Origin of the sequence: Stenotrophomonas sp. ESTM1D_MKCIP4_1 (assembly GCF_003086895.1) — a bacterium.
Classification (GTDB): domain Bacteria; phylum Pseudomonadota; class Gammaproteobacteria; order Xanthomonadales; family Xanthomonadaceae; genus Stenotrophomonas.
Map to the genome: position 1 here is coordinate 2,805,174 of NZ_CP026004.1, position 20,732 is coordinate 2,825,905.

The 20,732-nt window shown below is 65.7% G+C and carries 18 protein-coding genes and 2 tRNA genes; 10 read left to right on the top strand and 10 right to left on the bottom strand.

From position 1 onward, the window contains the following. Positions 1–3: 3 nt before the first annotated feature. The gene (gene cydC, locus C1924_RS12860; protein ID WP_108765662.1) at positions 4–1,677 is read right to left on the bottom strand and encodes a thiol reductant ABC exporter subunit CydC; all 1,674 of its coding nucleotides are present in this window, start codon (positions 1,675–1,677) and stop codon (positions 4–6) included. After that, positions 1,674–3,422, bottom strand: coding sequence for a thiol reductant ABC exporter subunit CydD (gene cydD, locus C1924_RS12865; protein WP_108765663.1), 1,749 nt, complete (start codon positions 3,420–3,422; stop codon positions 1,674–1,676). Before cydD ends, cydC begins: the two co-directional genes overlap by 4 nt. A 225-nt stretch (positions 3,423–3,647) precedes the next feature. On the opposite strand from cydD, the gene C1924_RS12870 reads away from it, so the two are divergent. From C1924_RS12870 to C1924_RS12890, 5 genes are all read left to right on the top strand, one after another. Beyond that, positions 3,648–5,231 carry a cytochrome ubiquinol oxidase subunit I gene (locus C1924_RS12870; RefSeq protein ID WP_108765664.1) on the top strand — a complete coding sequence of 528 codons (1,584 nt, stop codon included), beginning with the start codon at positions 3,648–3,650 and terminating at the stop codon, positions 5,229–5,231. 15 nt (positions 5,232–5,246) lie between these two features. Next, a complete protein-coding gene (gene cydB, locus C1924_RS12875) occupies positions 5,247–6,401 on the top strand; it encodes a cytochrome d ubiquinol oxidase subunit II (protein WP_108765665.1) in 1,155 nt (384 codons plus the stop codon). Positions 6,402–6,494: 93 nt separating this feature from the next. Continuing rightward, a complete protein-coding gene (gene cydX, locus C1924_RS12880) occupies positions 6,495–6,611 on the top strand; it encodes a cytochrome bd-I oxidase subunit CydX (RefSeq protein ID WP_079222503.1) in 117 nt (38 codons plus the stop codon). A 55-nt stretch (positions 6,612–6,666) separates the two neighbouring features. Beyond that, positions 6,667–6,743: transfer RNA gene (locus C1924_RS12885), tRNA-Pro, on the top strand. 141 nt (positions 6,744–6,884) lie between these two features. After that, a tRNA-Pro gene (locus C1924_RS12890) sits at positions 6,885–6,961 on the top strand. Between the two features lie 110 nt (positions 6,962–7,071). On the opposite strand, the gene C1924_RS12895 is transcribed toward C1924_RS12890, so the two are convergent. From C1924_RS12895 to C1924_RS12930, 8 genes are all read right to left on the bottom strand, one after another. After that, on the bottom strand, positions 7,072–7,425 hold the full coding sequence (locus C1924_RS12895; protein WP_108765666.1) for a hypothetical protein: 354 nt from the start codon (positions 7,423–7,425) through the stop codon (positions 7,072–7,074). Between the two features lie 485 nt (positions 7,426–7,910). Beyond that, positions 7,911–8,660 carry an Imm52 family immunity protein gene (locus C1924_RS12900; RefSeq protein WP_108765667.1) on the bottom strand — a complete coding sequence of 250 codons (750 nt, stop codon included), beginning with the start codon at positions 8,658–8,660 and terminating at the stop codon, positions 7,911–7,913. 68 nt (positions 8,661–8,728) lie between these two features. Continuing rightward, on the bottom strand, positions 8,729–9,478 hold the full coding sequence (locus C1924_RS12905; protein ID WP_108765668.1) for an Imm52 family immunity protein: 750 nt from the start codon (positions 9,476–9,478) through the stop codon (positions 8,729–8,731). 11 nt (positions 9,479–9,489) lie between these two features. After that, on the bottom strand, positions 9,490–10,239 hold the full coding sequence (locus C1924_RS12910; RefSeq protein ID WP_108765669.1) for an Imm52 family immunity protein: 750 nt from the start codon (positions 10,237–10,239) through the stop codon (positions 9,490–9,492). Further along, positions 10,239–11,036, bottom strand: coding sequence for a Tox-REase-5 domain-containing protein (locus C1924_RS12915; RefSeq protein WP_254051137.1), 798 nt, complete (start codon positions 11,034–11,036; stop codon positions 10,239–10,241). The genes C1924_RS12910 and C1924_RS12915 overlap by 1 nt, the downstream gene beginning before the upstream one ends. An 8-nt stretch (positions 11,037–11,044) precedes the next feature. Further along, positions 11,045–11,380: a hypothetical protein gene (locus tag C1924_RS12920; protein WP_108765670.1), complete on the bottom strand. Its 336-nt coding sequence runs from the start codon at positions 11,378–11,380 to the stop codon at positions 11,045–11,047. Then, positions 11,380–11,850, bottom strand: a complete 471-nt coding sequence (locus tag C1924_RS12925; protein ID WP_108765671.1) for a DUF4123 domain-containing protein — start codon at positions 11,848–11,850, stop codon at positions 11,380–11,382. The genes C1924_RS12920 and C1924_RS12925 overlap by 1 nt, the downstream gene beginning before the upstream one ends. Next, positions 11,850–12,722 carry a PAAR domain-containing protein gene (locus tag C1924_RS12930; RefSeq protein ID WP_343125669.1) on the bottom strand — a complete coding sequence of 291 codons (873 nt, stop codon included), beginning with the start codon at positions 12,720–12,722 and terminating at the stop codon, positions 11,850–11,852. The genes C1924_RS12925 and C1924_RS12930 overlap by 1 nt, the downstream gene beginning before the upstream one ends. Here C1924_RS12930 and C1924_RS12935 point away from each other — a divergent pair. The 5 genes from C1924_RS12935 (at position 12,616) to pgaD (ending at position 20,107) form a co-directional block, all read left to right on the top strand. After that, positions 12,616–13,821: an MFS transporter gene (locus C1924_RS12935; RefSeq protein ID WP_108765672.1), complete on the top strand. Its 1,206-nt coding sequence runs from the start codon at positions 12,616–12,618 to the stop codon at positions 13,819–13,821. The two genes, C1924_RS12930 and C1924_RS12935, sit on opposite strands and share 107 nt — an antisense overlap. Before the next feature lie 606 nt (positions 13,822–14,427). Next, positions 14,428–16,467 (top strand): poly-beta-1,6 N-acetyl-D-glucosamine export porin PgaA, encoded by a 2,040-nt coding sequence (gene pgaA / locus C1924_RS12940; RefSeq protein ID WP_108765673.1) that lies wholly within the window; start codon positions 14,428–14,430, stop codon positions 16,465–16,467. Position 16,468: 1 nt separating this feature from the next. Beyond that, entirely contained in the window at positions 16,469–18,364 is a 1,896-nt protein-coding gene (gene pgaB, locus C1924_RS12945) for a poly-beta-1,6-N-acetyl-D-glucosamine N-deacetylase PgaB (protein ID WP_108765674.1), read from the top strand. Between the two features lies 1 nt (position 18,365). Further along, the gene (gene pgaC / locus C1924_RS12950) at positions 18,366–19,619 is read left to right on the top strand and encodes a poly-beta-1,6-N-acetyl-D-glucosamine synthase (protein WP_108765675.1); all 1,254 of its coding nucleotides are present in this window, start codon (positions 18,366–18,368) and stop codon (positions 19,617–19,619) included. After that, positions 19,616–20,107, top strand: coding sequence for a poly-beta-1,6-N-acetyl-D-glucosamine biosynthesis protein PgaD (gene pgaD, locus C1924_RS12955; protein ID WP_108765676.1), 492 nt, complete (start codon positions 19,616–19,618; stop codon positions 20,105–20,107). Before pgaC ends, pgaD begins: the two co-directional genes overlap by 4 nt. Positions 20,108–20,732: the final 625 nt, after the last annotated feature.

Consider the following 20,732-nt stretch of genomic DNA (forward strand, 5'->3'; position numbering starts at 1 on the left):
CGATTACGCTTCGCGCTCCAGCACGCCATCACGCAGGCGGTACTGCACATCCACCACGCCCTCGGGCAGATCGTCGTGGGTGATCATCAACAGGCTGCGGCCGTCCAGCAGGCTGGACAGATCCAGCAGCAGCGCGCGCGCAGTATCCACGTCCAGGCCTTCGGTGGGCTCGTCCAGCAGCAGGATCGGGGCATTGCGCAGCAGTGCGCGGGCCAGCGCCAGACGCCGTGCCTGCCCGGCTGACATCGTCGCGCCGTTCTCGCCCACCCAGGCCTGCAGGCCACCGTTGCGTTCAGCCCACTCACCCAGGCGCACACGCCGCAACACCGCCCACAGGGCATCATCGCCCGCATCCGGGTCGCCCAGCCGCAGGTTGTCGGCCACCGTACCGGCGAACACCGGCGCGTTCTGCGGCAGCCATGCCAGTTGCCGGTGCCAGTCGCTCTGGGCGAAGTCGCGCAGATCGCAACCACCGTAACTCAGCCGCCCTTGCTGCGGATCCCACAGGCGCAGCAACAGGCTCGACAGCGTGGTCTTGCCGCTGCCGCTGTCGCCACGGATGGCGATGCGCTCACCCGCTGCCAGGCGCAGCTGCAACCCCGACAGCACCGGACGCGCCCCGCCCGGCCACTGGAAGTGCACGTTTTCCCATTCCACCGCAGCGGCCTGCGGCACCGGCTGCGCCGCCTGCGGGTCCTCGACCGTGGGTGCCTGCTCGACGATGGCCTGCAGGCGGTCCGCGGCAACACGACCGGACTGCAGCGACTGCCAGGCCAGGCCCATGCCCGCCCACAGCTCGATCATCGCCACGGTAAGAAACACCAGGCCGGCCGCCATTTCCGCGGCAATGCGCTGCTGTTCTGCTGCATGCAGGGCCAACGCCAGCATCGCTGCAAGGCCCAGCCCGGCCACCAGTCCATGCAGGGTGGAGGCGGCAATCAAGCGCCAGCGCCGACGTCGATCACGCGACGCCAGCTGCTTTGCCGCCACCCGAACCTTCAACTGCCACGCCGCATCGGCATGCAGCGCGGCCAGATCGCCCGCGCCTTCCAGCCCCTCGAACGCGGCGGTCCGCAGCGCCGCCCGGTGCGCGGCACGATCCGCCTCTTCGTGGTCATGCCCCCGCACGCCCAGCCATGGCACGCCCACGCCGATCAGCAGCGCCAGCACGGCCAGCAGCAGCGCCGCCGAGGGCAGGATCAGCGCGGCCGACCCCACCGCCACCAGCGACAACGCCGCCAAGGCGACCAGCGGCCCGATCGCGCGTACCAGCAGGCCATCCACTTCACCGATGTCGCCCAGCAGGCGGGCCAGCAGATCGCCGGTACGGGTGGCACCCAGCCGCGCCGGCGCCAGCGGCAGCGCGCGGCGGAAGAACCACACGCGCAGGTCGCGTGCGATGCGCAGCGTGGCATCGTGGCCCACCAGCTTCTCGAAGTAGCGCGAAACGATGCGGGCCATGGTCAGGCCGCGGATGCCGGCCGAGGGCGAGAAGAAGTTGAACCCCTGCGCCAGCCCGGCGGCACCGGCCAGCGCCGCCGCAGTGAGGAAGCCACCGGACAGGCCCAGCAATGCGGTGCCGGCCAGCATCGTCACCCACAGCAGCAGCACCGTCAGCAGCAGGCGCGGGCGATGGCGCAGGAACACCGCGCGCAGGGAATCGGGCGAACGGCTCATGCGCGCACCGCCTGCGCCGGATCGACCAGGCGCCCCTCGGGCAACAGCAGGCAGCGATCCGCCCACGCGATCACCGCCGGGCTGTGGGTGGCCACCACCACGCTGCGCCCGCGCGCATACGCCGCCAGGCTGCTCAACAAGGCCGCTTCGGTATCCGCGTCGAGGAAGGCCGTGGGCTCATCCAGCAGCAGCACCTGCGGGTCGCGCAGCAGCAGGCGGGCCAGACCGATGCGCCGCGCCTCGCCCCCGGACAGGCCGAAGCCACGCTCACCGATCATCGTATTGAGCCCTTCCGGCAGGCGTCGGGCGAACTGCAGTACCTGCGCCGCCTCGGCCACCGCACGCAGGCGCGCATCGCTGGCAGCCGGGTCGGCCAGCCGCAGGTTGTCGGCAATCGAACCATGGAACAGGTAGGGGCGCTGGCTGGCATAGGCCACCTGCACACCGGGGCGCAGCTGCACGCGCCCGGCACGCGGCGGCAGCCAGCCGGCCAGCGCTTCCAGCAGCGTGCTCTTGCCCGAACCACTGGGCCCCACAAGGGCCAACCGCTGCCCCGGTTCCAGCCGCAGGTCCACCGCGTCCAGCACATCATGCGTGGCCCCCAGCGGGCGCAGCACCAGGCCCTGGGCCTGCAGCGGCGGCAGTGCGGCTTCGGCGGGCTCCACCGCCAGCGGTGCCGCCGCCACCTCGGCCACCGCCTGCTCCTCGGGCAGCGCAAGCAGCAGGCGTTCCACCTCGGCCGCCGCCGCCAGCGCGTTGGCGCGATCGTGGTAATGCGCGGCCAACCGGCGCAGCGGCGCGTAGAACTCCGGCGCCAGCAGCAGGCAGAACAGGCCCGCCCCCAGCGTGGGCACCGCCGCATGCAGGGACATCAGCCCCAGGTAGCTCAGGCCGAGATACAGCGCGACCATCGCCACGCTCACCGAGGCGAAGAATTCCAGCACGGTGGACGACAGGAAGGCGATGCGCAGCACCTTCATGGTGCGCACGCGCACGCCTTCTGCGACCGCTTCGATGCCGGCCAGTTCAGCCTCGCCCTGCCCATACAGGCGCAGCAGGCCCAGGCCCTTGATGCGGTCGGCGAAGTGGCCGCTCATCCGCGCCAGTTCACCCAGCTGCGCGCGGCCGGCGGCTTCGGCGCCCCAGCCCACCAGCATCATGAAGAACGGCACCAGCGGCGCGGTGAACAGCAGGATCAGCGCCACCACCCAATCCACCCACGCCACCGCGGCCAGGATCAGCAGCGGCACCACCACCACTTCGGTGCGCACCGGCAGGAAGCCGCTGTAATAGCTTTCGATGGCATCGCCGTGGTGCAGCATCAGCTCGCCCAGTTCGCCGGTGCGGCGCTGCCGCAGCCACAGCGGGCCGTGGCCGAGCAGGCGCGCGAACACGCGCTCGCGCAGCGCCAGCCGCGCCGCGTCCGCTACGTCACCGGCCGCCGCCTGGGTGGCGCTGCCCAGCAGCGTGCGCAGCACCAGTACCGCGGCCAGCGCGCCCAGCACCGGCAGGCCGCTCGCCAGCGGCGCACGTTCCACCAGCACCTTCTGCACCAGCCAGGCGATGGCGGCGGCCTGGCCGATCAACAGCGCGCCGGACAGGCTGATGCACAGGGCCGCCAGCCGCTGCCGGCCCCGCGCCGCATGGGCCAGACCGGCCAGCCAGGCGGTGCGGGCGCGCCGCTGCAGGGTCGATGCGTCTTCTGCGGTGCGAGGCTCGGTAGCGGTCGGTTCGGCAGCGCTCAATGTCTTCACAGGCAACGGGGGATGCTCGGCATTGTAGGCGCAGGCAGAAGCGCCCCCCTGCGGCCAGCGGTCGCAGGGGTCACGGGATTGGCATACGATCCCCTTGGGCACCCATTCATACATTGATCTGGATCAAGGCTGTTTGAAGTAGTCGGTCACATCATTCACCCGTAGACCACCCTTCCCGCCACCTGCAACGGCACTATCCAACGAGGTAGCCAGGCCATGATTGATCAGACAGTCGTAGAACTGTCGCGGCTGCAATTCGCTCTGACCGCGATGTACCACTTCCTATTCGTACCGCTCACCCTTGGCCTGTCCTTCATGGTGGCCATCATGGAAAGCGTCTACGTCATGACCCGCAAACAGGTCTGGCGGCAGATGACCCTGTTCTGGGGCACCCTGTTCGGCATCAACTTCGCCATCGGCGTGGCCACCGGCCTGGTGATGGAGTTCCAGTTCGGCATGAACTGGTCGTACTACAGCCACTACGTGGGCGATATCTTCGGTGCGCCGCTGGCCATCGAAGGCCTGATGGCCTTCTTCCTGGAAGCGACCTTCATCGGTCTGTTCTTCTTCGGCTGGAAGCGCCTGAGCCCGGTCAAGCACCTCACCGTCACCTGGCTGATGGCGTTGGGTACCAACCTGTCGGCGGTGTGGATCCTCATCGCCAACGGCTGGATGCAGAACCCGACCGGTGCGGTGTTCAACCCGGACACGATGCGCATGGAAGTGGTGGATTTCGCCGCCGTCCTGCTGAACCCGGTCGCGCAGGCCAAGTTCGTGCACACCGTCAGCGCCGGCTACGTGACCGGTGCCATCTTCGTGATGTCCATCAGCGCCCTGTACCTGCTGCGCAACAAGCACAAGGACATGGCGCGCCGCTCGTTCGCCGTGGCCGCAGCGTTCGGCCTGCTGTCGTCGCTGTCGGTGGTGGTGCTGGGTGACGAAAGCGGTTATGCCGCCAGCGAACACCAGAAGATGAAGCTGGCCGCCATTGAAGCCATGTGGGAGACCGAGCGCGCGCCGGCCGACTTCACCGCCTTCGGCATTCCCAACCAGACCACCCAGCAGAACGACTACGCCATCAAGATTCCCTACCTGATGGGTCTGATCGCCACCCGTTCGCTGAACCAGCCGATTCCCGGCATCCTGGAACTGGTGGAACGCGCCGAGCACCGCATCCGCGGTGGCCAGATCGCCTATGGCGCGCTGGAACGCATCAAGAAGGACAAGACCGACCTGCAGGCGCGCGAGATGTTCGACCGCCACTGGCAGGACCTGGGCCATGGCCTGCTGCTCAAGCGCTACCGCGAGGACATCCTCAACGCCACCCCGGAAGAGATTTCCAAGGCGGCCATGGATACCGTGCCGCGCGTGGCACCGCTGTTCTGGACCTTCCGCATCATGGCGGGCCTGGGCTTCTACCTGATCGCCTTCTTCGCCCTGGCGTTCTACTTCTCCTGCCGCAACAACTTCCAGGACAAGCGCTGGTTCCTGAAGCTGGCCGTGTGGAGCCTGCCGGCGCCGTGGATCGCGATCGAATGCGGCTGGTTCGTGGCCGAGTACGGCCGCCAGCCGTGGGCGGTGGATGGCGTGCTGCCCACCTTCTACGCGGCATCGGGTCTGGCCCTGCATGAAATCCTGACCACGCTGGCCATCTTCACCGCAACCTACACGGTGCTGCTGGTCATCGAGATCAAGCTGATGCTGAAGGCGATCCGCACCGGCCCGGACGACATCCTGCCGACGCTGCAGGCTGACATCCGGCCTGTTTCCCCCACTGCAGCCGCTGCCGGACAGGCCTGAGGCAGGAGAATCCAGATGGAATTCATTGCACTTGATTACACCACGCTCCGCGTGATCTGGTGGCTGCTGCTCGGCATCCTGCTGGTCGGCTGGGCGGTGATGGACGGTTTCGACCTGGGCGTCGGCACGCTGCTGCCGTTCGTGGCCAAGACCGATGAAGAACGCCGGCTGGTGATCAACACCGTCGGCCCGGTCTGGGAAGGCAACCAGGTCTGGCTGGTGCTGGGCGGTGGCGCGATCTTCGCCGCCTGGCCGCCGCTGTATGCGGTCAGCTTCTCCGGCTTCTACCTGGCGGTCTTTGCGATGCTGTTCGGCCTGATCCTGCGGCCGGTCGGCTTCAAGTACCGCAGCAAGATGCCGTCCAAGCGCTGGCGCGACAACTGGGACCGCGTGCTGTTCGTGGGCGGCCTGCTGCCGGGCCTGATTGCCGGCGTCGCAGTGGGCAACGTGCTGCTGGGCGTGCCGTTCCATTTCGATGACACGCTGCGCGTGACCTACACCGGTTCGTTCTTCGGCCTGCTCACCCCGTTCGCGCTCATCGCCGGCCTGGTCAGCGTGGCCATGCTGGTCTCGCACGGTGCGGCCATGCTGGTCATCAAGACCGACGGCCCGGTGGCCGAACGCGCTGCACGCTACGGCAGTGTCGCCGCACTCATCAGCTTCGTGCTGTTTGCAGTGGCGGGCATCTGGGTGGCCTTCGGCCTGCCCGGCTACCAGATCACCTCGCAGGTGGTGACCGATGGCCCGACCAACCCGCTGCTGAAGACCGCTGAACTCGGCACCGCTGCCGGTGGCTGGCTGCGCAACTACAGCAGCATGCCCGCCACCCTCGTGTTCCCGGTGCTGGGCCTGCTGGGTGCGCTGGCCAGTGCGGTACTGCTGCGTGCACGCCGTGGCGGCCTGGCGTTCATCGCCTCGGGCGCTTCCATCGCCGGCATCATCCTCACCGTCGGCTTCGCCATCTTCCCCTTCCTGCTGCCGTCCTCCAGCCAGCCCACCTCCAGCCTGACCGTCTGGGACAGCTCGTCCAGCCACCTCACGCTGTGGATCATGCTGCTGGCCACGGCCATCTTCCTGCCGATCATCCTCGCCTACACCACCTGGGTGTACCGCGTGCTGAAGGGCAAGACGACGGTTGAAGAGATGGGCGACAACCCGAACGCGTATTGATCGAAAGGTGTGCCGACCAACGGTCGGCACCCACCGCAAGTGATGCGTGCCGGCGAACGGTCGGCACCTCCCCCGAATGCAAGGAGAGTGAACATGTGGTACTTCGCCTGGATCCTCGGCACCGGCCTGGCCTCCACCGTGGCCATCCTCAACGGCATGTGGTTTGAATCGCGCGAGCGGAACCGCCTCGAGAAAGAAAACAGTCGCTGAGATGTAAAAAACCCTTGCCGCCTTGGCCTTCACACGGTATCTTAGGCGGCTCCTTCGGGGTGTAGCTCAGTCTGGTAGAGCGCTACGTTCGGGACGTAGAGGTCGCAGGTTCGAATCCTGTCTCCCCGACCACTTCGGTGGTCGCATTGAAGCCTGGTGAAGTCTTCCAGGCTTTTTTGTTCCCTGAAGGGTTGCATTGCTCCGGCAATGTGAAGAAGGTCGATTTACCCCTTGCCGCCACCGGGGTGAATGAATACAATAGGCGGCTCCTTTCGGGGTGTAGCTCAGTCTGGTAGAGCGCTACGTTCGGGACGTAGAGGTCGCAGGTTCGAATCCTGTCTCCCCGACCACTTCGGTGGTCAACAAGAAGCCTGGAAGACGACAGTCGTCCGGGTTTTTTTGTGCCTGTCGCCCGGGGTTGCAGCGGGGCAAGGCAGCCGCCCTGCCCCGCCACGTTCCCTCAGCAGGGACGCACGTTCAGGCTGGCATACATGGCCAGCGCCCGGCAGGCCTGCATCAGGCCCTCCACGATGCGCTCGCCCACATCCTGGTCCGGCCCGCCATCCTGCCGCGCCCGCTCGGCCGCCAGCAGGATGTCATGCACGGTGCGCAGCCCCGCCAGCGCACAATCCAGATCGGCCAGCGCGATGCGCCGGCCAGGGGCAAGCTGTGGCTCTGGCCAAGGGCGGCCATCGGATGCGCCGCCGCCGTCGATGCCACGCAACTGCGCGACGAAGGTGATGGGCTCGCCTGCCACATCGGCATTGGCCGGCGCGTGACCGGTGGGCGGGAAGGAAGTATCAGACGTCTTCATGGGCATTCTCCATGCAAGGAACACGGTGATGCCGCCGCGACAAAGGCGGCGGGCGATACGTGGCTGCAAAAACCCGGCTGACTTCGTTCGGGCGGATGTGCTTGCGCACACCCCCACGCACCGCCCGCCATGGAACGCGAACGGAATGCCAGCCGGCGCCGCGCGAAGCGACGCCGGCTGGCAAGCGTATACAACAAGTCAGCTCGGGTTTTGCAGTCCCGGCCACCCTTTTCCGGTGGCATGCGAAGGTGTAAACGCCAACGCACAATGTGCCAATGGGCAAACGCGCCACTGCAACAATTCGTACGATTCGCGACATTGTTGCACAGCGTCTGCGGGCGTCCAGAACCTAGGGGCGCAAAGGCTTGGCAGTGTTAAGCCGCAAGCGCCGTTGTGCCGCGCGGCAGGATGGGGGTCGTGCGGATTACGACACCCTGCGCGCGGCGGAGGCGCTTCGAGAGAGTGCGGGCCGGTCGTGGTCGTGCTCAGCCCTTGAAGTGAGGATCGGTGACCGGCAACAGGTTGTAGCTGGCCAGATCCATTTCGAGCCGATGAACGCGCTCCACCTGCGCGTCATCGCAGGGATCAAATACGCCTGGCACGGAGACGATGATCGTACCCAGGCCATCGACCGGGTGGACAGCGTGCGCGTCACAGATCTGGCCGTGGGTGATCTGCGCGGGCACGAAGCCCATCCAACCGAAGAATTCCCGGTGTTGATACAGGCGGCGGTCTATCTGATAGGTCACAAGCCCCTTCTCGGGCGTTCGGGACTTCACGTCAACGCACGCGAACGAGGGCCGCATTGTCTTCACCAGCCCAATTAAAGCGTTGACCATCAGGGAAGGAATTGCCTCGCCAAAGGGCTCGGGCCTTACAAGACTGAAAGAGTTGAATCCTGTTGTTGGGTTCAAATCCAATACGGCCAATCCCGGCTTGCGCCAGTCCCGATCATTGTCCACGTTGGCCAACGTGAGGGAGGCACCCAACGTTTCAAAATCACCGAACCGTCTACGATCCTTGCCAACATCCTGCTCCATTCGAGCCAGGAGCGCACTCGAATCGTCGAGTGAAATGCACTCTTCCTTGGGACTTGAAGGCAGTGCATACCATCTTCTCAGCGATGGGTGCAGTAGTGCGAGGCCTTCTACTGCTAGCGAGGCCAAGCTCAGCACCTCTTCTGGTGAGCATGAGACGGGGACTGTCCACAGATTTTCCTGAGCACGAATGATCATCTGCTTCCTCCATGGATAGGCGACGGAAGCGCTTCGCGAGGGGGCGACAGGGCTGGCCGTGGTCGTGCTCAGCCCTTGAAGTGAGGATCGGTCACCGGCAACAGGTCGCGGCTGGCTAGATCCCTTTCGACGCGGTGAACTCGCTCAACCTGCGTGTCATCACAGGGATCAAATACGCTTGGCACGGAGACGATAACCGTACCCAGGCCATCGACGGCATGGATAGCGTGCGCGTCCGGGAGCTGTGCGTGGTCAACCTGAGCTGGAACGAATCCCATCCAGCCGAAGAACTGACGGTGTTGATACAGGCGCCGGTCCATCTGGTAGTGGATCAATTCGCTTTCCCGGGATCTTCCCTTGACATCGGTACATGCGAAATCAGGCTGGATGACTTTGACCGAATCGATCATCGCGCCAAGCATGATTGAGGAAATTTCATCCCCAAAGGGCTCCAGCCCCTCGATGCTTAGCGTGTGCACCCCAAGGCTGGGACGCAGGCTGAGCACAACTACTCCGGGCTTACGCCAGTCACGGTCATTGTCTACGTTGGCCAGCGTCAGTGAAGCGCCAAACCCGTCAAAACCCCCAAATCGCCTACGCGCCTTCTGGATATCCCGCTCCATCCTGTACAGCATTGCAGCAGAATCCTCCAAGGCAATACACGCTTCCTTTCTCCGCGAGGGCAACGCATACCAGCGTTTCATCAAAGGGTGCAGGCGGGCCAATCTTTCCGTCAGATCCACAGCCTTGCTCAGTACTTCTTCCGGTGTACGGAAGACGGCCGATGTACGTAGATTTGTTTGAGCTACAAGGATCATAGGCGTGTTCTTCAACCCTTGAGGTTCGGATCTGTCACCGGCAACAGATCGTAGCTGGCCAGATCCATTTCGACGCGATGCACCTTGTCCACTTGCGCGTCGTCGGTGGGGTCAAACACCCCTGGCACCGAGACAATTACCGTACCCAGGCCATCGATCGGGTGAACGGCATGCGCGTCTCGTATCTGGGCGTGGGCGATCTGCGCGGGCACAAAGCCCATCCAGCCAAAGTACCGACGGTGTTGGTACAAGCGCCGATCAAGTTGGTACGTCACCAAAGCTTTCTCGTGCGTCATCGCTTTGACATCCGTACAGGCATAGCGCGGCTTGACTTCCTCCACCAGGCCGATCATTGCATTGAGCATTAAATTTGGCGCAGCCTCACCAAATGGTTCAATCCCAACAAGACGAAACTTATGGGAGCCAAGTGTGGGATCCAAGCCGAGCACGACAAGGCCTGGCGTGCGCCAATCTCGATCATTGTCTACGTTGGCCAGCAACAGTGAAGCGCCCAGCTCTTCGAAATCCCCAAATCTTTCTCGATCCTTCTCGATATTCCGCTCCATCCTGGCGAGGATCGCACCAGTATTCTCAAACGGTATTGACCTTTCCTTTGCGTTCGATGGCAGCGCATACCACCGTGCCATCAACGGGTGAAGCGGCGCGAGACGTTGCGTCGCCTGTACCGCCAAACTGAGCAACTGGTCAGGTGTTCGAGCAACAGGATCCGTCCGCATGTTTGTTTGAGCACTGACAATCATCAAATATCTCCACGGAATGGTATGTGCCTGCAAAGCATTGGATCGACGTATTCCGTTTCAATGGCTGCCGCCATCGTTCGATGCTGCATGAAGCACCACAGTAGCTTTGCCTGCCGACCAGCAACACCGATAGCGCCGCGCTGCCTGTTCATCTGCACTCCCCAAGGCCTGAAAACCCCAAGCTCCACAAACTCATACTTGGGAAGTCCTGCTTCATTCAAAAAATGGTCATACCTCCCCTTCGCCTCCACCACCGTGCAGTCCTTCAACCAGAACCCATCAAACTCACAGGCGTTGAAATGCCACTCCTGCACGGTACGGGAGAAGCCCTTCCGGTGCAGATAGTCAAACAACGTATCCACTGAGAAGAACGTCCGCGCCGGATCGGCCTTGTCCGCCACCATGAAACCGAACCGCAGCGGTGCCGAGCGCAGGTTGGCGATGTACAGCTGGTACTCGTAGTTGATCAGATTGCGCCGGGTGACATAGCGCCCAGTGCGGGGCGGTCCAATGAACCCCTCTTTCAGCAGGCACTCGTTGCACGCGGTCTCGTCGGGCATCTGCGAGCAGTCCACTTCCCGCGCCTTGGCCGTCGGCTCAGCGCGCGCATCCGGCTTGGCTTTGCCGCGCACCCGCTGCTGGATATCGCCCACCACATCGCGAATGCCGTCGGCCACGTCACCGGTGGTCGGCCCGCCATAGGGATCCACCGGGTTGCCGTCTTCATCCACGCTGCCGTTACCGCCTCCCATGCCGGGCCCAAGCCAGGGCCGCGGGCCGATGATTCTGGTGCCCATCGTTGCTCCTAGTGTCCTGCCAGATTCGACAGCAGATCCGCCGCTGCCAGGTTCGGGTTCTTTGCGCTGCGCATCCACATGTCCGCTGCCGGGACGGCCCGCAGACCGCGCGCCCACGCCACGTCCGCCTTCACCCAGCGCACCAGCACTGGCAGGTGGGTGATACGCAGCACATAGGCCGCGTGGTCATGGCTCTTCACCACGTCGTCCATCAGCGCCGCATCGCTCACATGGCCGACCTGGCGGGGGTACTCCGCGCGGATCTCCCGGCACAACAGCGGGAAGAACGTGGAGGGATCAGGCAGGCGCAGCAGGGCTTCCTGTTCCTTTGTAATCTCAAACATCAGCCGGCCTCCGTTGCATGCAGCGCTTCGCGATCCAGGGTGTAGCGCTCGCCCAGCATCTGGAAACGCCATTGCCGCAGCGGGCCCATCAACTGCCTGCGCTGCTGCAGGGTGAAGGCGGCCTGCAGGCGCAGGAACACGCGGCCATCCCAGTAACGCAGCAGCGCCAGATTGCCGTTGGGGCGGCGCAGGTCCAGGCAGGTTTCCAGGTGCTGGTACACCGCTTCAAAGCCGGCATCGCTGCGCAGCCAGGCCACCACTGGCCTGTCCTGTTCCAGTGCACGCAACCAGCCATCCACCTGGGTGTGGGCCTGTGCGGGTAACTGCAGCAGCCACGGGCCGACGGATGCGTGGGCGGCCTCGGGCTGGCGCGCAAGCAGTGCGCGGTGTGGCAGATCCTGGGCGTACCAGGCCAGCGCTTTGGGCGTATCGGCATAGGCCGCGGCATCGACAATGACGTATCGGTTCATCAGCGCCCCAGGAAGGTTGCGCCGGAGCGGGCACCGGCCAGCAGGCAGGCTTCGCACACCGGCGCCTTGTCAGCCATCGGCGCGGCAGGCGCGAGCGCTGCGGGTGCAACGCCCCCTGCTGCCTGCGCGGTCTGTGCCACCGGCCCGCTGTCCGCGCCACCACCACCGCCCGCATCCACGAACACCAGCGACTGCTGCCCGGCGATGAGCGAGCACCCACACGACAGCTTGTCGCCGTCGCGCGCCACCGGCTGGCCCTCGAACACCAGGGTGGAATCACCACTGACGATGGAGGCCACGACCTGGTGCCTGGGGCAGGTGGCTTTGTCCCCTACCCGCGCCACAGGCTTGCCCTCGATGTCGGTCGCAGGTGAGCCGGTAATCACCCGGCCCCCGCCGCTGGTCGCATCCCCCACCACAATCAACGTCCTTGCCACCCCACCATCCTTCCGTGCTGGATTCGGCCCGAACCTAGCAATGGCGCAATCCGCCTGCACTTGAGCGCGGCGCAGCGTGCCCTGCCGTTGGCTGGGCGTGCGCCGCGCAAACGCTGGAAACACAACGGATTCGCTGGACCAGAGCGGATTTCCGGAGCGCTGCGACAACTGACAGCAGAATGTGCGGATCGCGACAATCAGCGCCGACAGGACCGGGCGCATCGCGCCACGTACAATGGCCACCTTTCCCCCACCCACCTCACCGGCACTGTCCGGTGCGGCGCTGCACGCCCACGTTGTGGCGTGCGCCACCTGCAAGGACCCCCGCATGACGTCCCCCACTTCGCCCTCACCCTCGCTGCTGCATGGCCGCCTGCTGGCCTTCGTTGCCATCCTGCTGGCGGCGGTCAACCTGCGTACGGCGGTCACCTCCATCACCCCGCTGCTGGACGTGCTGGGCCAGCAGTTCGGCTTCGGCACCACCATGACCGGCGTGCTGGGCATGCTGCCCACCGCCTCGTTCGCGCTGTTCGGCGTGGCGACCCCGGCCGTGGCCCGTCGCCTGGGCCTGGAGCGCACCACCCTGCTGGCGATGACCCTGGCCATGGCCGGCCTGCTGCTGCGCTCCAGTGCCGGCAATGTCGGCACCCTGCTGCTGGGTTCGGTGATCGCGCTGGCCGGCATGGGCATCGGCAACGTGGTGGTGCCACCGCTGGTGAAGCGCTACTTCGCCAACAAGGTGGGCACGATGAGCACGCTGTACATCAGCGTGCTGCAGCTGGGCACGATGACCCCGGCGCTGCTGGCGGTGCCGGTGGCCAACGCCGCAGGCTGGCGCGTGTCGCTGGGCATGTGGGCGCTGCTGGCCCTGGCCGCCGCCCTGCCCTGGCTGCTGCTGGCCACGCGCGCGCCGAAAGCCGTGCAGGCCGGCAGCGACCCGACCACCCAGCCGCATGGCAAGGTCTGGCGCACCTCGCTGGGCTGGAGCATGAGCTTGATGTTCGGCATGACCTCGCTGATGACCTATTCCATGTTCACCTGGCTGCCGCGCATCGTGGTGGAAGCCGGGGCCACGCCGGCCTTTGGCGGGGTGATGGTGGCGGTGTTTTCGGCGCTGGGCCTGCTGCCCTCGCTGGTGATTCCCTCGCTGGCGGTGCGCCTGCCGAACCCGTTCCCGCTGGTGCTGATCGGTTTCTTCGCCTTCGTGATCGCCTTCACCGGCCTGCTGTTGGCACCGCTGAAGGCGCCTCTGCTGTGGGCGGCGCTGCTGGGCGTGGGGCCGTCCACCTTCCCGCTGGCGCTGACCCTGATCAACCTGCGCACGCGCACCCCTACCGGGTCGGCGGCGCTGTCCGGCTTCATGCAGGGCGTGGGTTACAGCTTCAGCTGCCTGGGGCCGTTCCTGGTGGGCTGGCTGCATACGGTCAGCAATGGCTGGGGGCTGCCGTTCGGCTTCCTGTTCGGCTGCGCGGCGCTGATGCTGGGCGCGTCGTGGGTGGCGTGCAAGCCGCGCAAGCTGGAAGACCTCTGGTAAGGGGTTGGGTTGCTGCGGCAGGGCTGCGCCCTGCACCTGCCAAGGTCAACGGCAACGGCAACAGCGGCTCTGGGTTTCTGTTTGATGGGCGCGGCGGTGTGGGTGGGCAGGACACGCCGTAAACCCATCCATGGGGGCTCGATGGCGCCATCCATGGCGCCAACGGTCCTGCCCACCCACACCGCCCCACCCCCGACAATTTCCGTGTGACGGTTGGAACATCCACGTCCTGCGTGGATGAACGTGGTCGGATCTCGAATCTGAAGGGATGCGCACGTCTCTCTCACGATGCTTCTACACATCGCTTCGGCATCTGCTGACGTAGGGTGTCCAATCATGACGCGGAGGGGCTGCCGTTCTGGGCGGCTCCAGACCCCGGGTCAGGGCGCGGCGGCGCCCGGCGGGCGCCTTGGGCGCCGCTGAAAGACCTGAAAAAGTGTTTGGTTGTCAGGGAGTTGCGATGAGCTTGACCGGTCTGGCGGGACTACTGCGTCTTAGCGGTAAAGGCAGGCTCTGGCCACCTTGGGAGACGGCCAGGCACAGTTGGCATGTGATGTGCGTCACACTTTCAGCACATCGTTGAAGTAGGGATGCTAAGGGGGTTTCATGATTGTCCACCGTCCGCTGGCGCTCTGCGTCGGCCTGGCCTGCGCCGCGCTGGCGTTCGGGGCCCATGCCGCTTCGCCGCCACCCGCCGCCAGCCGCGCTGACCGGCTGGCTGAAATCGGCCACTACCGTGACCAGGCCCGCTGGGTCGATGCCCTGGCCGCCATCGAGCGCTCGCAGCTGCAGGAGCCCAACGATCCGCTGCTGTACAAGCTGCAGGTCCTGACCCTGGGCGATATCGGCAACGCCGACCGCGCCTGGCGCCTGTACCAGGCGCGGCCCGACCTGTTCGATGCCGACCAGAAGGCACGACTGGAAGCGAACTACATCGCCAAGCGGGTGAACTGGAGCCTGGCCTACGGCCAGAGCGAGGACAGCCGCCTGGACGAAGCCGAAGCATCGCTTGCGGAAATGGAGCAGTACGTGCAGCGCGATGGCACGCCGCTGGCACAGGCGCCGCTGCGCATCCGCATGGACCGCCTGATCCTGCTCAACCGTCTGTCGCGCCACGCGCAGGTGCGCGATGAAGCGCGGGCGCTGCAGCGGGAGGGGCATGCCCTGCCCGACTACGTGCTGCCGGCGGTGGGCGATTCGATGATGGCCACCCAGCACCCGGACGAGGCGATTCCGCTGCTGGAAGCGGCAGTGAAGAACGATCCTTCGCGGTTCCAGTCGCGTTCCGAACTGGCCTATGCCTACCTGGAGACCGAGCAGGCCGAGAAGGCCATCGGCTACCTGGCCACGTGGCAGAAGGACGAGCCGGCATGGCGCTGGGGCGGCGGCAAGAGCCCGTACGCCAACTGGGCCCGCTATGAGGCCGATCTCAACCTGGCGATGATCCGCGCCTACAGCGGCGACCTGCCCACCGCGCAGCGCGATCTGGAAGCGCTGCTGGATGTCGGCCCCGGCAACGGCGGCCTGCAGACCGCGCTGGGCAGCGTCTACCAGATGCGGGGTTGGCCGCGGCGGGCACTGGAACGCCACCAGATGGCCTACACCCTGGACCCCCGCGATGTGTCCCCGCGCATCGGCATGTATGAATCCTACGTGCAGCTGCAGCGCGACGACCTCGCCCGCCCGCTGCACGACGACCTGCTTGAACGCTACCCCACCCAGCCCTCCGTGCAGCGCATGGACCGTGACTGGCGCGCGCACCGGGGCTGGCAGCTGCAGGCCATGGTGGAAGGCGGCCGCAGTTCCGGTGGCGGCGGCAGTTCACCGCTGGGCAACGACGACCTGCACTACGGCACCGAAGTGGCCTCGCCGATCCTGGACGATCGTTGGCGGCTGTTCGCCTTCGCCGACCGGCGTTCGGTGACCTTCCAGGACCAGAAGATCAACCCGCTGTGGGTGGGTGCCGGCGCGCGCTATCGCTTCGGCCGTGTCGATGCCGAGGCCGCCGTGGTGCGCCCGAACGACAGCATCGGCGACACCGGGCTGCGCGGCGGGTTCGGTTGGCAGTTCAACGACCAGTGGCATGCCGGCGTGACTGCCGCGCGCAACGACCCGGAAGCGTCGATGCAGGCACGCGTGTCGGGCATCACCGCCGACAGCGTGGCCGTGGCGGTGGATTACACCCGCGACGAGCGCACGCACTGGAGCCTGGGGGGCAGCCAGTTCCGCTATGACGACGGCAACCGCCGCGAGACGTTGAACACTGCGATCGAACAGCGCCTGCTGACCCGCCCGCGCATGGTGATCGACGGCCTCGGCAACCTCTACACCAGCCGCGGTTCACGCGACGATGCGCCCTACTTCAACCCTTCGCGCGACCGCTCGGTGGAGATCGGCCTGCGCATCGACCAGCAGCTGTGGCGCCACTACGAGCGCCACTTCCGCCACCGCTTGACGGTGTCGCTGGGCGACTACTGGCAGGAAGGGTTCGGCAGTTCGCTCATCCCCACGGTGGCCTACCGCCACGAGTGGCAGTTCGGCCAGGGCAGGATCCTGGAATACGGCGTGAGCTGGTCGCGGCCGGTCTACGACGGCCAACGTGAACGTCATATCGGCTTCGATGCCGCGCTGCGCTGGGGAGAGTGAGATGGAACGGACGCTTCGTAACCTGATGACCGTGCTGCTGCTGGGGCTGGTGCTGCTGGCGCTGCCGGCCGCTGCCCAGCAGCGCGACCTGGATTCGGCCGACAACGGGCTGCTGGTGTTGAGCTACCACGACATCCGCGACGATGTGCGTGAGAAGGGCGATGCCGATGCGTATGCGGTCAGTACGCAGAACTTCGCTGCGCACCTGGACTGGCTGAGCGCACATGGCTACCACCCGATCTCGTTGTCGCAGCTGATCAAGGCCTCGCGTGGCAAAGCCCAGCTGCCGCCACGGCCGGTGCTGCTGACCTTCGACGATGGCCTTCGCAGCGTCTACAGCCGGGTCTACCCGTTGCTGCGGGCGTACAACTACCCTGCGCTGGTGGCGGTGATCACCGACTACGTGGACATGGCGCCCGGCCGCACCATCGACTACGGCTACCGCCCGTTCGGCCACGATGATTTCCTGACCTGGGACCAGCTGCGGGAAATGCAGGCCAGCGGCCTGATCGAGCTGGCCAGCCATACCGACAACCAGCACCACGGCGTGCAGTCCAACCCGCAGGGCAACCAGACGCCCGCGGTGATCACCCGCACCTATGACCCGAAGGCGCAGCGCTACGAAACCACGCAGGAGTACGAGAAGCGTCTGCGCGACGACCTGGCGCTGAGCGTCAAGCGCATCCAGAAGGAACTGGGGGTGACCCCGAAGGCGATCGTCTGGCCCTATGCGGCCTACAACCAGCTGAGCAACGACATCGCCGAGCAGCTGGGCATGCCGGTATCGTTCGACCTGGAGGGCCGCAGCACGCCGGTCACCTCCGACCTGCACGGGCTCGCCCGCCTGCTGGTGACCAACAACCCGAACGTCAGTTCGCTGGCCTTCGAGCTGCGCCGCAATGTCAGCCTGGATGGCACGCGTGCGCTGCAGATCGACCTGGACGCGGTGTACGACCCGGACCCGGCGCAGCTGGCCCGCAACCTCGACAAGCTGATCGAACGCGTGAAGACCGTGGGCCCGACCCACGTCTACCTGCAGGCATTCGCCGACCCCGACGGCAACAACACCGCTGACGCGCTGTATTTCCCCAACCGCCGCATGCCGATGCGTGCGGACCTGTTCAACCGCGTGGCGTGGCAGCTGAAGACGCGCGCCGGCGTGAAGGTCTATGCCTGGCTGCCGGTGCTGGGCTATGAGCTGCCCAACGCGGCGCAGCGTACGGCGCTGGGCATTGCCAGCCCCGAGCGCGACGGCATGTACCGGCTGGACTTCACCAAGCCGCAGGCGCGGCAGATCATCAAGGACATCTACGAAGATCTGGCGATCAACTCGTACTTCGAGGGCCTGCTGTTCCATGACGATGCCTATGTGCGCGACACCGAACTGGCGCAGCTGCCGCAGGAGGGCAGCGATGGCGGCCGTACCCAGGCGCTGATCGACTTCACCCTGGAACTGCGCGATACCGCCCAGCGCTGGCGGCCGAAGCTGGGCACCGTGCGCAACCTGTACGCGCAACCGGTGCTGGAACCGCAGAGCGCGAGCTGGTTTGCCCAGCGCCTGGACCTGTTCAACCAGGCCTATGACCGCACCGCGCTGATGGCCATGCCGTGGATGGAAGGCAGCAAGCACCCCGAACGCTGGCTGGACCGCCTGGTGACGGCCGTGCGCGCGCACGACCCGGAGCTGAAGCACACCCTGTTCGAGCTGCAGACCGTGGACTGGCGCACGCAGACGCCGATCAGCGGCCAGCGCCTGCGCGCGCAGGTACGCCGGCTGCAGGCGCAGGGCGTGCGTCATTTCGCGTGGTACCCGGACGATTTCATTGCCGACAAGCCGTCGACCACGGACGCGCGCGCCGCGATGTCCGCGCGCAACTTCCCCTACCCGGAGAAGTGACATGGACATGAGCCCCTGGCTGTATGCCCTGTTCCAGTTCGCCTTCTTCTACCCGATGGTGATGGCGTTCTTCTGGATGTCCGGCGGCCTGTACTACTTCTTCCGCCGCGAGCGGAAGTCGCGACCGCGCCATGATCCGCCGCCGATGGCCGAGTACCCCTTCGCCAGCCTGCTGATTCCCTGCCACAACGAATCGGACAACCTGGACGACACCATCGGCGCGGCACTGGCCCAGCGCTACCCGGATTTCGAGGTGATCGCCATCAACGATGGCAGCCGCGATGACACCGGCGCCCGCCTGGATGCCCTGGCGGCGATCCATCCGCGGCTGCGCGTGGTGCACCTGGACCGCAACCTGGGCAAGGCCAACGCGCTGCGCATGGGCGCGCTGGCGGCACGTTCGGAGTATCTGGTGTGCATCGACGGCGATGCCATGCTGGAAGAGTTCGCCATGCACTGGATGGTCTGGCACCTCACCAGTGGCCCGCGCGTGGGTGCAGTGACCGGCAACCCGCGCATCCGCAACCGCTCCACGCTGCTGGGCCGCCTGCAGGTGGCCGAGTTCTCTTCCATCATCGGCATGATCAAGCGCGCCCAGCGCGTGTACGGGCGCATCTTCACCGTGTCCGGGGTGATTGCTGCATTCCGTCGCACGGCCCTGCACCGCATCGGCTACTGGGCCGACGACATGGTGACCGAGGACATCGACATCAGCTGGCGCCTGCAGCTGGACCACTGGGACATCCGTTACGAACCCAACGCGCTGTGCTTCATCCTGATGCCGGAAACCCTGAAGGGCCTCTGGCGGCAGCGCCTGCGCTGGGCCCAGGGCGGCGTGGAAGTGCTGCTGCGGCACGGCACGACGTTGTTCAGCTGGCGCAAGCGCCGCATGTGGGGGGTGCTGCTGGAATACATCCTCAGCGTGTTCTGGGCCTACACCATGCTGCTGATCGTGGTGCTGTGGGTACTGGGCAAGTTCATTTCCCTGCCCGCCCCGCTGTACATCGAAACGCTGCTGCCGCAATGGCACGGCGTGATCCTGGCGCTGGTCTGCCTGCTGCAGTTCGCCAGCAGCCTGATCATCGACCGTCGTTACGAAACACACATTGGACGCAATTACTTCTGGGTCATCTGGTACCCGATGGCGTACTGGTTGATCAGCCTGTTCACCACCCTGGTGGCGCTGCCGAAGACGCTGCTGAAGCGCCGCGGCAAGCGTGCCACCTGGGTCAGCCCTGACCGGGGGATCCGATGAACGCCTTGCGTGGTACGACCGACAAAAAACCGTCCAACCGCTTCGATTCGCGGTTGATCCAGAAGTCACGCCAGCAGCCGCGCCTGCAGCGCACGGCCTGGGGCTTTGTGACCCTGGCGTTCTGGGGCTTCTATTTCTACCTGTGGGCACCGCTGGTTACCCTGGTTTCGTGGCTGCTGGGTGGGCACCTGGCCTACGTGCAGCTCTACCAGCGCAAGCAGCATGTGGACCCGTTCGTGATGATCGCGCTGCCGGTCATCCTGGTCTGCTGTTCGCTGCTGCTGATCGCCTGGGCGGAATACAACCGCTATCGGTTTGGCGGCAAGGAACGGCGCGCACCGCGCGAGGATTCCAGCCGCGAGGACATCGCGCATGCGCTGGGTGCGACAGATGCGTTGGCCGAGCAGCTGATGAATGCGAAGGCGGTGACGCTGCACATGGATGACAACGCGCGGCCGGTGGGGATGACGCGGCAGCCGCTGTTGTAAAAGGGTTGGGGTCTCGGCAGGGCTTGCAGCCCTGCACCTGCAGAATCAACGTCAACGTCAACGTCAACGTCAAATGCCTGCATTCCGTGGGATGGCGGGGCGGTGTGGGTGGGCAGGACACGCCGTAAACCCATCCATGGGGGCTCGATGGCGCCATCCATGGCGCCAACGGTCCTGCCCACCCACACCGCCCCGCCTCTGACAGGTTCCTGCGGCTGTTGGCAACAGCTGCAGTTGGTGGGTGCCGACCGTTGGTCGGCACATCTGTCAGATATCGAATGAATCATCCACGCATGGCGTGGCTCTACTGTCGACCAAGGTCGACACCTACGAGAGCAGGACGCCGCTCCGACGGCCAGTAGATCCACGCCATGCGTGGATGAAATCTCTCAAATATCGAAACTCCACATTGGGGTCAGAGCCCGTTGCGCAGCAACGGGATCCGACCACGTGCTCCGACAGATCGCGGCCAACTGTCGAAGGCGGGGTGGGTCCGGTTGAGGGGGCGTGAGCCGCATGGATGCGGCGACCGAGCTTACATGGACGTACTTGCAGCGTCCCCCTCAACCGGAACCACCCCGCCATCCCACGGATAGCCCGCTGTTGCTGTTGCTCCGGCCTCTGC

Bases quoted from the DNA above. Each gene is read 5' to 3' on its own strand.
- cydC (WP_108765662.1), bottom strand. From the start codon at position 1,677: ATGAGCCGTTCGCCCGATTCCCTGCGCGCGGTGTTCCTGCGCCATCGC.
- C1924_RS12870 (WP_108765664.1), top strand. From the start codon at position 3,648: ATGATTGATCAGACAGTCGTAGAACTGTCGCGGCTGCAATTCGCTCTG.
- cydB (WP_108765665.1), top strand. From the start codon at position 5,247: ATGGAATTCATTGCACTTGATTACACCACGCTCCGCGTGATCTGGTGG.
- cydX (WP_079222503.1), top strand. From the start codon at position 6,495: ATGTGGTACTTCGCCTGGATCCTCGGCACCGGCCTGGCCTCCACCGTG.
- C1924_RS12895 (WP_108765666.1), bottom strand. From the start codon at position 7,425: ATGAAGACGTCTGATACTTCCTTCCCGCCCACCGGTCACGCGCCGGCC.
- C1924_RS12900 (WP_108765667.1), bottom strand. From the start codon at position 8,660: ATGATCATTCGTGCTCAGGAAAATCTGTGGACAGTCCCCGTCTCATGC.
- C1924_RS12905 (WP_108765668.1), bottom strand. From the start codon at position 9,478: ATGATCCTTGTAGCTCAAACAAATCTACGTACATCGGCCGTCTTCCGT.
- C1924_RS12910 (WP_108765669.1), bottom strand. From the start codon at position 10,239: ATGATTGTCAGTGCTCAAACAAACATGCGGACGGATCCTGTTGCTCGA.
- C1924_RS12915 (WP_254051137.1), bottom strand. From the start codon at position 11,036: ATGGGCACCAGAATCATCGGCCCGCGGCCCTGGCTTGGGCCCGGCATG.
- C1924_RS12920 (WP_108765670.1), bottom strand. From the start codon at position 11,380: ATGTTTGAGATTACAAAGGAACAGGAAGCCCTGCTGCGCCTGCCTGAT.
- C1924_RS12925 (WP_108765671.1), bottom strand. From the start codon at position 11,850: ATGAACCGATACGTCATTGTCGATGCCGCGGCCTATGCCGATACGCCC.
- C1924_RS12935 (WP_108765672.1), top strand. From the start codon at position 12,616: ATGACGTCCCCCACTTCGCCCTCACCCTCGCTGCTGCATGGCCGCCTG.
- C1924_RS12930 (WP_343125669.1), bottom strand. From the start codon at position 12,722: ATGGAGGTGACCGCCGTACGCAGGTTGACCGCCGCCAGCAGGATGGCA.
- pgaA (WP_108765673.1), top strand. From the start codon at position 14,428: ATGATTGTCCACCGTCCGCTGGCGCTCTGCGTCGGCCTGGCCTGCGCC.
- pgaB (WP_108765674.1), top strand. From the start codon at position 16,469: ATGGAACGGACGCTTCGTAACCTGATGACCGTGCTGCTGCTGGGGCTG.
- pgaC (WP_108765675.1), top strand. From the start codon at position 18,366: ATGGACATGAGCCCCTGGCTGTATGCCCTGTTCCAGTTCGCCTTCTTC.
- pgaD (WP_108765676.1), top strand. From the start codon at position 19,616: ATGAACGCCTTGCGTGGTACGACCGACAAAAAACCGTCCAACCGCTTC.